This window comes from Streptomyces sp. NPDC058470, from assembly GCF_042721055.1.
Taxonomy (GTDB): domain Bacteria; phylum Actinomycetota; class Actinomycetes; order Streptomycetales; family Streptomycetaceae; genus Streptomyces.
Window position 1 is genome coordinate 1 of record NZ_JBHXMF010000055.1, and the last position, 9,339, is coordinate 9,339.

Consider the following 9,339-nt stretch of genomic DNA (forward strand, 5'->3'; position numbering starts at 1 on the left):
CCCCCAGACCCCCGCTTCGGCCTGGACGGCCTCGTCCTCAAACGCCGGACGGGCTGAAACCTCTGGCCCCGGCCAGGGTTGAAAGATTTCAGCGCCCCCTGGCGGGGTTTGGGGCGGAGCCCCAGGAACAAGGGACGGGCAGGGGCGGAGGGGCGAGGAAACACCCCCCGGAACCCCCTCCCCCTCAGCCGGAGGCCGGGAAGCGCCAGTCGAATGAGGCCAGCGCTCTGGCCCTGGCCTCCACCACGGCCATACGGGCTTCTCGTTCGGCGGGGTCGATGTGCGAGGCCTGTCCCGTCGCCTGGCCTTCCCACTTCCGGTAGAGGAGTCCGACCTCCTGCGAGAACCATCCCCGGCTGACGGCGTTCAGCGCGAGGAGCAGACCGGTGTCCTCGGAGGCCGGCAACGCCATCCACCCGCCGAGCGCGAGGACCAGGTCACGTCGTACGAAGAGAGAGGCCGGGTGCACCTGTGCGCGGAAACCGTTCGACTTCCAGAAGTCGAGCACGGCCCCGCGCTCGACCGGTCCGTTGTCGGGGTCGCCCGGAAAACCGGCGGTGGAGCCGTCGGGAAGGAGGTCCAGGACCCGGGAGGTCGCCCACCCGAGGGTGCGGTCACCCTCGAGGGCGGCCAGGTCGCGGGCGAGTGCGCCCGGAGCGAGCTGGTCGTCGGCGTCCAGCACCTTGACGTACTCGCCGTCGGCATCGGCGAGGGCGAGGGTCCGGGCGATGCCGGGGCCGCCGGGACGGCCTTGGCGGCCCCGGCGGAAGGTCACGCGCGCGTCCTCGGGCACGTGTGGGGCGACGGCGTCGGTCCTCCCGTCCTCCTGGATCACCCAGTGCCACTCCCAGTCGTCCGGGAGCTCCTGTTGGCGCAGCGACTTGTGGGCCTCCGGCAGGAAGCGGGCCGAGGGCCCGTGGACGGCGGTGACGATGATGATGCGCCGGCTCACGGCAGCGGTCACCACCTTTCCGGGGGAGTGGTGAAGAGAGGCTCCGACTCGGGCCTCAGCTTATGACCTCCTCCGGAGGTCCTGGTGAGTGAAAAATTCACGCGGAGGCTGAATTCTTTCGGAGATTTGTTCTGAAATTGATCGGTGACACGCGAGATCAAGGACAGCGGCAGCGACCGGTATCGAAATTCATGGTCGACATGGAAGAACCCGATCGCTGGAGACGGGGGATGCACCAGCGATCGGGTCGGACCACAGCTTAACAAGGGTCATTGAGGAACGGGAGCCGACTGCCCGACTGTATTGAGGAGTTGTGATCGGGATCACGTGGCGCAGCCGGTCTCCGGGGCGTCGGCCGGTGCGGCTCCGCTACTGGTCGCACGGGGGGTCGTACGAGAGGCGAGGCAGATACTCATGCCATTTCGCCGATGTCAGAACACCCCGAGTGGTCAAGCAAATACGGTGAATTGCCTCGTCGACGTCGAGGTCCCACAGCCGGACGGTATCGGCGCCACTCGATACCCCGAGCATGTGGCTTTTGGGACTGAACGACAAGAAATTGCCCGTCTTGGCGTTGGGGCTCATCGATTGACCGATGGGAGAGGCATCGGAGGGGGCGGCGACGTTCCAGAGTCGGACCGTGTTGTCGTTGCCGCCGCTCGCCAGGGTGTGGCCGTCCTGGCTGAACGTCAGTGACACGACGGCTTCGGTGTGACCGGTGAGGGGCGAGCCCAGCGGCGTTGTCCTGAGGGGGTCGGCGACGTTCCAGAGCCGGACCGTGTCGTCGTCGCTGCCGCTGGCCAGCGTATGGCCGTCCGGGCTGTAGGAGAGCGCGTTGACGGGGCCGAGATGCCCGGTGAGCGGTGCGCCGAGCTGGGTGGCGTGGCGGGGGTCGGCCACGTTCCACAGCCGGATCGTGTCGTCCGCGCTGCCACTGGCGAGCGTGCTGCTGTCCGGGCTGAAGACGAGGGAGTTGACGTAGCCCTTGTGGCCGGGGAGCGGCTTGCCGAGCGGGAGGAGGCGGGACGGGTCGGTGGCGTCCCAGAGCTGAATGGTGCGGTCCTCGTAGGCGGTTGCCAGTGTGTGTCCGTCCGGGCTGAAGGCCAGCGTGTCCGGGCCCGCGAACCGTGTCCGCAGCTCGACGGGCCCGTACGAGACGGGCCGGGACGGGTCGGTGACGTCCCACAGCTGTACGGCGCCCGCCGTCAGGGCCGCGAGGGTGCGGCCGTCGGGGGAGAACGCCAGTGAACGGACCTCGGTCTCCGCGGGAGTGAGCGCATCGCCCAGTGCTGCCGGCCGGTCGGGGGGCGCCACGTCCCACAGCCGGACGGTGTTGTCCGCGCTGCCGCTGGCGAGCGTGCGGCCGTCGGGGCTGAACGCCACGGAGTGCACCAGGTCCGTGTGCCCGGTCAGCACCTTGTCGATCCGCTTCGCCCGGCGCGGATCGGCCACGTCCCACAGCCTGACCGCGTCATCGTCGCCGCCGGCCGCCAGCGTCCGTCCGTCCGGACTGAAAGCCACCGAGCGTACGGCGGCCGTGGCACCGGTCAGTTCACCGAGCTCCTTCGCGCGCCCCGGCTCGCGCACGTCCCACAGCCGTACGACGTGATCCTCGTTGGCGGAGGCCAGCGTCTGTCCGTCCGGGCTGAACGCGAGCAGGTAGATCGTGCCGCCGTGGCCGGCCAAGGGCGCACCGAGCGGGTGCGGGTGGCCGGGATCCTGTACGTTCCACAGCCGGATCGTGCCGTCGTCGGAGGCGCTGGCGAGGGTGCCGCCGTCAGGGCTGAAGACCGCGCTGCTCACCCAACTCGTGTGTCCGGTAAGGGGTTTGCCCAGTTGCTTGGGTCGCGTCGGTTCTGATACGTCCCACAGCCGTACGGTCCTGTCGTAGCTGGCGGTGGCCAGGATCCGCCCGTTCGGACTGAACGAGGTGAGGTAGACCGCGCCGGTGTGGCCGAGAAGCGGTGTGGCCAGCGGTGCGTTCACGATCGAGATCAGCCGGTTGTTCGCACCCTCGTCGTCGGGCCGCAAGCGGTGGGCCACCAGATCGAGTTGAGCGGACAGCGACGGGTCCGTGTACTGCACGCGATCGGCTTCTGCGACCACCTGCTCGAATACCGCGTCGTTACGCTGCTGCCAGGCGACCACCGCCGAACCGACGGCCAGCATCGCCAGGACGACCAGAGCCGCCACCGCGCCGCGGCCGATCCAGACCGTGCGCTTGCGCAGCCTGACCGAAGCGGCCAGGAACTCCACCGCGCTCCGCGTGAGGAAGGTGTCCCCGGCGGACTTCGCCCAGGCACGGGCCTGTTCGAGACGGGAACCCCGGTAGAGGAGTGAGGTGTCGCGGCTCGAACCCTCCCAGGCCCTGCCGTCCTCCTCCAGCCGCTGACGCAGCAGATTGCTGTTCTTGTCCTCGTCGATCCAGTCACGCAGGCGCGGCCAGGCGTGGAGCAACGCCTCATGGGTGATCTCCACGGTCTCCGCGTCGAGTGTCACCAACCGCGCCCGGACCAGCGCCTCGAGCGACTCCTCCGTCTTGCCGGGGTCCGTCGACTCCGCCGCCAGTTGACGCCGCGTCCCGCGTCTACGGGTGGCCTGCGTGTCCTCGCCGAGCCGGACCAGCCGCAGCAGGAGCAGTCGTGCGGCCGTGCGAGCCGCCGGGTCGAGACCGGACCAGGCCCGCTCGGCGGTCGCCGCGACCGCTCCCTGGATGCCGCCCGCCGCGCGATAGCCGGCCAGCGTGAGCCGTCCCGCCTTCCGGCGCTGCCAGGTGGCGAGCAGGGCGTGGGAGAGCAGCGGCAGCACCCCCGCGTCGTGCGTCCCGCGGGGGCCGTCGGCGCTCAGTTCGCGGACGATCAGCTCCGCGAGTCCCGGTTCGAGTTCCAGACCGACGGCCTTGGCCGGGCCGGTCACCGCTTCGCGCAACTCCGCGGTGGCCAGCGGCCCGAGCACCATGTGGCGGTGCTGTAGTGCGTCGGCCAGTTCGGGATACCTGAGGCACTGCTCGTAGAAGTCGGCGCGTATGCCCAGGACCACGAGCACCGGGGCGGGGTCGCCGGGGTCGGCGGGCGAGCAGGCGGCATGCAGGACCTGGATGAAGGCGCGCCTTTGCGCCTCGTCGGGGCAGAGGGTGAACGCCTCCTCGAACTGGTCCACGATGAGGACCGGACGGCTGCCGTCGGCTGCCTCGCGTCGGGCCCACGCCGTGACGGCTTCGCGCACGCCGTGCGCGAAGCGCCGAGTGCCGGGGTCCTTCGCCGCAGGTTCCTGTGTGGGGAGCACGACCTGCGCGAGCTCGGGGATCCGGTCGGTCAGTTCCGCGAGGGGGTCGCCTCCCGGCACGAGTTGCAGGACCACCCTGGCCGGGCTGTCGTCGTCGCGTGCGCCGTCCCGAAGTGCGGGCACCAGGCCGGCGTTCAGCAGGGAGGACTTACCCGCCCCCGAGGCACCCACGAGCATGACCAGGCCGCCCGTGTCCTCCGCGGCTCCGAGCTGAGCGATGAGGGCGTCCGTACTCCGCTCACGGCCGAAGAACCACCGCGCGTCTTCCTGACGGTACGAAGCCAGTCCCCGGTACGGGCACACGCCGACGCCGGTCGAGGCTTCGAGGCCGGACTGCTCATCCCCCTCAGCCGATGCCGCTGACGTCGCGGCTGCCGAGGCGCGGTCGCCGACGGGATCGGCCAAGGCCTGCTCCCACAGCCGCTGCCACTGGACCAGGTCGTACAGGCCCGGGGACACCGGCGAGGACCGTGAGCGCCGTGCTTCGGGGATCAGGATCTGCAGCACCGACGCGAGGGCGGCGAACTGGGCGGGCACGTTCCTGGCCCGTCGCCAGTCGCTGATGCGCTGCGCGGACACCCGTACGGGCCGCCCCTTTTCGTCGATCCGCTGCAGCCGTACGACCGCCTCGGCCACGCGATTGAGGGGAGGATTGCCGGCTTCCCTGTACAGCAGCGCCAGACGCTCCGCGAAGGCCGTGCGTGCCCCTGAGTCGGAACTCAAGGCCTCCACCCCTTACTTTCCCCGCACCTGAACATCCGGACCGGAAAACTCACCTTATATGGCTGACCTGCGGTTACGTAATCGCTCCGGTACCGGAACCTCCTCGTCGGCGGTCACAACTGGCAGGATCACGATGCACCGACGAAACCACCTCGCACCACCCGGACAGGCCACCAGCACGGCGCTCGGAGAGCACCTCATGACGCTGCATGTTTTCGGTCAACTTCGCTTGGACTGACGAGACGGCGGAGAACACCTCGTCGCGTGGCCCGATAGATCCGTGAACCGCCCTCGCACCGACCATGGGCCCGCCCCACTCCTCGATCCGCGCCGGCACGCCACCACGGCAACCCGGCTCGGATCCACCCCGCCCGCACCGTTCGGTACCGGTCCCCACGTGGGGAGGGACCGGTACCGAACGGTGCGGCATGCAGGCGCCGCCCGCCGGTTGCCACCTCCAGCCGGCCCGGTCGGCCCCCTTGCCGCGCGCGAGCGGTATTCGCCGCAGGCCGAGGTACGCCGAGGTGCTCAATGCCGTTACCGACGACCGTGAGGAGGTCGTCATCACCCGCGACGGACATGACCCGGTCGTCATCGTCTCCCTTGAGGACTACGAGTCCCTGAAGGAGACGGCTTATCTGTTGCGCGGAGGACGAGGCGGTGCGGTCACGACGTCTGCCAGCTGTGCGGGGCGTGAAAGGGGTCGGGGCGCCAGGGGCTGGAGTGGGGGGAGTCGGGGTCGGGGTCGGTAGAGGTGGTGGGGGTGGAGCGGGTGAGGAGGAGGACCGTGAGGGCGGCCAGCTCCTCGTCGGTGGTCTCGCCCTTTTCGATGCGTATGCCGGGGGTGGTCATGGGAGCCTCCGTCATTGAGGGGGGTTGCCGTGTTTGCGGGAGGGCAGGTCCGCGTGCTTGGAGCGCAGCATCGCCAGGGAGCGGATCAGCACCTCGCGGGTTTCCGCGGGGTCGATGACGTCGTCGACGAGGCCCCGCTCGGCGGCGTAGTAGGGGTGCATCAGCTCGGCCCTGTATGCCTTGACCAGTTCGGCACGCTTGGCCTCGGGGTCTTCCGCCTCGGCGATCTGGCGGCGGAAGATGACGTTGGCGGCGCCTTCCGCGCCCATCACGGCGATCTCGTTCGTCGGCCAGGCGAAGGTGAGGTCCGCGCCGATGGACTGGCTGTCCATGACGATGTACGCGCCTCCGTACGCCTTGCGCAGGATCAGCGAGATCCTCGGCACCGTCGCGTTGCAGTACGCGTACAGCAGCTTCGCGCCGTGCCGGATGATTCCGCCGTGCTCCTGGTCGACACCGGGCAGGAACCCGGGTACGTCCAGGAGGGTGGCGATCGGGATGTTGAAGGCGTCACACATCTGGACGAAGCGCGCAGCTTTTTCGGAGGCCTCGATGTCCAGCACACCCGCGAGGGACTGCGGCTGGTTGGCGACGATGCCGACGACCTGGCCGCCGAGACGGGCCAGCGCACAGATGATGTTGCGGGCCCAACGCTCGTGCACCTCAAGGTAGTCGCCGTCGTCGACGAGCTCCTCGATCACCTTCGTCATGTCGTACGGACGGTTGCCGTCCACGGGAACCAGGTCGTGCAGGACGTCGGAGCGGCGGTCGGCGGGGTCCTCGGACGCGACGCGCGGGGGGTTCTCGCGGTTGTTCTGCGGCAGCATCGACAGGAGGTAGCGGACCTCCGCGATGCAGGTCTCCTCGTCGTCGTAGGCGAAGTGCGCGACACCGGAGGTCTCGGCGTGGACATCCGCGCCGCCCAGACCGTTCTGGGTGATCTCCTCGCCCGTCACCGCCTTGACGACGTCCGGGCCCGTGATGAACATCTGCGAGGTCTCGCGGACCATGAACACGAAGTCGGTCAGGGCGGGACTGTAGGCCGCGCCGCCCGCGCAGGGGCCGAGCATCACGCTGATCTGCGGGATGACCCCGGACGCCCTGGTGTTGCGCTGGAAGATGCCGCCGTAACCGGCGAGCGCGGACACGCCCTCCTGGATACGGGCTCCCGCGCCGTCGTTCAGGGACACCAGCGGCGCCCCGGCCGCGATGGCCATGTCCATGATCTTGTGGATCTTCGTGGCGTGCGCCTCGCCCAGCGCACCGCCGAAGATACGGAAGTCATGCGCGTACACGAAGACCGTCCGGCCCTCGACCGTGCCCCAGCCGGTGATCACACCGTCCGTGTACGGCCTCTTGGCCTCCAGGCCGAACCCCGTCGCCCGGTGCCGGCGCAACTGCTCGACCTCCTGGAAGGAACCCTCGTCGAGGAGCAGGCCGATCCGTTCGCGGGCGGTCAGCTTGCCCTTGGCCTTCTGTGCGGCGGTGGCCTTCTCGCTGGGGCCGGCGTGGGCCCGCTCCCGTATCTCGGCCAGCTCCGCGACTTGGGACTTCATCTCTCTCCCTGTCGGTTGGCGTTGCCGGGTCGCCGGATGGCAGAGCGGCCTGGCTGATGCGGTGGGGCGTCAGCGGCCCAGCGCGCGCAGGCTGTTGAACTGCAGGGCGGCGAACGCGGCGACGACGGCTGCCTGGAGCGGGATCCACACCGTGCCGACCGTGTTCGGGTCGAACCAGCCGAATACGGCGGTGGCGACGCTCGCGACCGCCCACAGAACGTTGGCCTCGATCACTGCCTTGGTGGCGGTGGCCGACGGGACCGGGCGGGACGCGAGCAGGGCGACGAGGGCGCCGTACACGGTGAGGAAGACGCCGATGCCGCGCACGAAGCCGGGGCTGAGGTCGAGAAGATCTCCGACAGGGCCGGCGGCGACCAGGTAGATCAGGCCGTTCGCGGCGGTGACGGCGGCGTCGAGTGCGAGGAAGGTCCGCAGGGGGCGTGCCGCCGCCGAGCGGTCCGCCGTGGCCGCGAGGGGTGCTGAGGTCTGGCTCGTGGTCATGGAATCTCCCGGTGAGTGGGGGCAGTTGGTGTCTGCTTCCACTGCGATCGTCGCAATCCGGGCTGACCGGGTGCTGACGGCTGGCTTACACGCTCGGGAGCTGGGGCGGTCCTGGCGTGTCCGCGCGCGGGACGGTGTCTCAGGCCGTTTGGAGGGCGAACGGGGACGCGACTCCGGGCGACAGGGACGGGTCGTGGGAGAGGATCGCGTGTTCCACGCGGCGCAGCGCGGGCGACGGTTCGATGCCGAGCTCGTCCGAGAGGTGCAGCCACACCAGGCGGTAGACGTTGAGGGCGTCCGCCTGGCGGCCGGAACGGTAGAGGGCGATCATCAGCTGCTCGCAGAAGCGTTCGCGCAGGGGGTGGTTGCTGTGGGCCTCGTGGAGTTCGGCGAGGACGGCGGCGTGCCGGCCCAGGCGCAGTTCGGCGTCGAAGCGGAGCTCCATGGCACGCATGCGGTACTCCTCGTAGCGGGCGCAGGCGAGCTGGCAGAGTGTGCCGCCGGTGAAGTCGCCGAAGACCGGGCCGCGCCACATGGACAGGGCGGTGCCGAGGAGCTTCGCGGTGGCCGCCGGGTCGGTCTGGGTGGCGAGCTCGGCCTGGCGGACCGCGTTGATGAACTCGGCGGCGTCGAGTTCGCCCTCGTGGACGGTGAGGCGGTAGCCGGAGGGGTGGATGGTCACCCGGGCTAAGGTCCGGTCGGGCTCCAGGCTCTTCAGCTTGCGGCGGAGCCGGCTGATGTGGGCCTGGAGCGCGTTGGCCTGGTTCTCCGGTACGGAGTCGCCCCACATCTCCTCGACGAGGCTCTCGCCGGAGATGGACTGTCCCTCGTTGACCAGCAGGGTTTGGATGAGGGTGCGCTGGAGATCGCCGGAGATCTCCGCTGGGCCCAGTGCGGTGCGGATCTGGAGCGCACCGAGAATCGAGAAGTTCAGCATGCCGTTTTCCCCCTTGGCGTTCGTGCTGCGTGAACGACGGAACACGGTGGGGGGTCGTCTTGGCCGTCGCGCTGCGGTGGGGCGCGGGCGGGGGCGGCGTCTGGCGATCTCCGGGCTACCTGATGGGGCGCGGGCCTGGAGTTTCCTCCCGGCCAGGATCCTCTCACAAAATAATTCGTTTGAGAAGGTATTTTTTCATGGAAGGGGGTGCGGTGCGAGTGGGAGGTGTGCTGACCTGTGGAGTGGTCGCCGAGTGGGTCCGTGGGCGGTGGGCGGGGCGGGGGTGTGTCGCCCGACGGGGCGCGCGTCACACCCCGGCGGGCCTCGTCCCTTGGCGGCCCGCCGGGGTGCTCGCTCCGTCGGGAAGGGGGGCTGCCCGGCGGATCCGATGACATCGGTGGCGTGTTCGGGCAGGAATTCAGGAACCCGAAATCCCTAACCCGAAATCCGTAATTCGGCCGTCATCGGAATATGTGTTGCGGAGAGGGCAGGATTCGAACCTGCGTGGGCTTTTGAGGGCCCGACCTTTGAGG

General features: G+C 69.5%; 6 protein-coding genes and 1 pseudogene. 1 reads left to right on the forward strand and 6 read right to left on the reverse strand.

The window, feature by feature from the left end; all coding sequences use genetic code 11:
- Positions 1 to 184 precede the first annotated feature (184 nt).
- Entirely contained in the window at positions 185 to 952 is a 768-nt protein-coding gene (locus tag ACFWP7_RS32525; RefSeq protein ID WP_384388811.1) for a glycosyltransferase family 2 protein, read from the reverse strand.
- A 369-nt stretch (positions 953 to 1,321) separates the two neighbouring features.
- Positions 1,322 to 4,969 (reverse strand): AAA family ATPase, encoded by a 3,648-nt coding sequence (locus ACFWP7_RS32530; RefSeq protein ID WP_384388814.1) that lies wholly within the window; start codon positions 4,967 to 4,969, stop codon positions 1,322 to 1,324.
- 470 nt (positions 4,970 to 5,439) lie between these two features.
- Between ACFWP7_RS32530 and ACFWP7_RS32535 the strand changes: the two are divergent.
- Positions 5,440 to 5,607: pseudogene (locus tag ACFWP7_RS32535) on the forward strand (type II toxin-antitoxin system Phd/YefM family antitoxin); the annotation flags it as partial.
- Positions 5,608 to 5,626: 19 nt separating this feature from the next.
- Here the strand turns inward: ACFWP7_RS32535 and ACFWP7_RS32540 are convergent.
- From ACFWP7_RS32540 to ACFWP7_RS32555, 4 genes are all read right to left on the reverse strand, one after another.
- On the reverse strand, positions 5,627 to 5,812 hold the full coding sequence (locus ACFWP7_RS32540) for an acyl-CoA carboxylase epsilon subunit (protein WP_384388817.1): 186 nt from the start codon (positions 5,810 to 5,812) through the stop codon (positions 5,627 to 5,629).
- A gap of 11 nt (positions 5,813 to 5,823) precedes the next feature.
- Entirely contained in the window at positions 5,824 to 7,368 is a 1,545-nt protein-coding gene (locus ACFWP7_RS32545; protein WP_384388820.1) for an acyl-CoA carboxylase subunit beta, read from the reverse strand.
- A gap of 69 nt (positions 7,369 to 7,437) precedes the next feature.
- Positions 7,438 to 7,869 (reverse strand): hypothetical protein, encoded by a 432-nt coding sequence (locus tag ACFWP7_RS32550; protein ID WP_384388823.1) that lies wholly within the window; start codon positions 7,867 to 7,869, stop codon positions 7,438 to 7,440.
- A 139-nt stretch (positions 7,870 to 8,008) separates the two neighbouring features.
- Entirely contained in the window at positions 8,009 to 8,806 is a 798-nt protein-coding gene (locus ACFWP7_RS32555; protein WP_384388826.1) for a BTAD domain-containing putative transcriptional regulator, read from the reverse strand.
- Between the last annotated feature and the right edge of the window lie 533 nt (positions 8,807 to 9,339).

What these genes read in the sequence shown, in the direction of transcription:
- ACFWP7_RS32545 (WP_384388820.1), bottom strand. Translation starts at nt 7,368, where the DNA reads ATGAAGTCCCAAGTCGCGGAGCTGGCCGAGATACGGGAGCGGGCCCAC.
- ACFWP7_RS32555 (WP_384388826.1), bottom strand. Translation starts at nt 8,806, where the DNA reads ATGCTGAACTTCTCGATTCTCGGTGCGCTCCAGATCCGCACCGCACTG.
- ACFWP7_RS32540 (WP_384388817.1), bottom strand. Translation starts at nt 5,812, where the DNA reads ATGACCACCCCCGGCATACGCATCGAAAAGGGCGAGACCACCGACGAG.
- ACFWP7_RS32550 (WP_384388823.1), bottom strand. Translation starts at nt 7,869, where the DNA reads ATGACCACGAGCCAGACCTCAGCACCCCTCGCGGCCACGGCGGACCGC.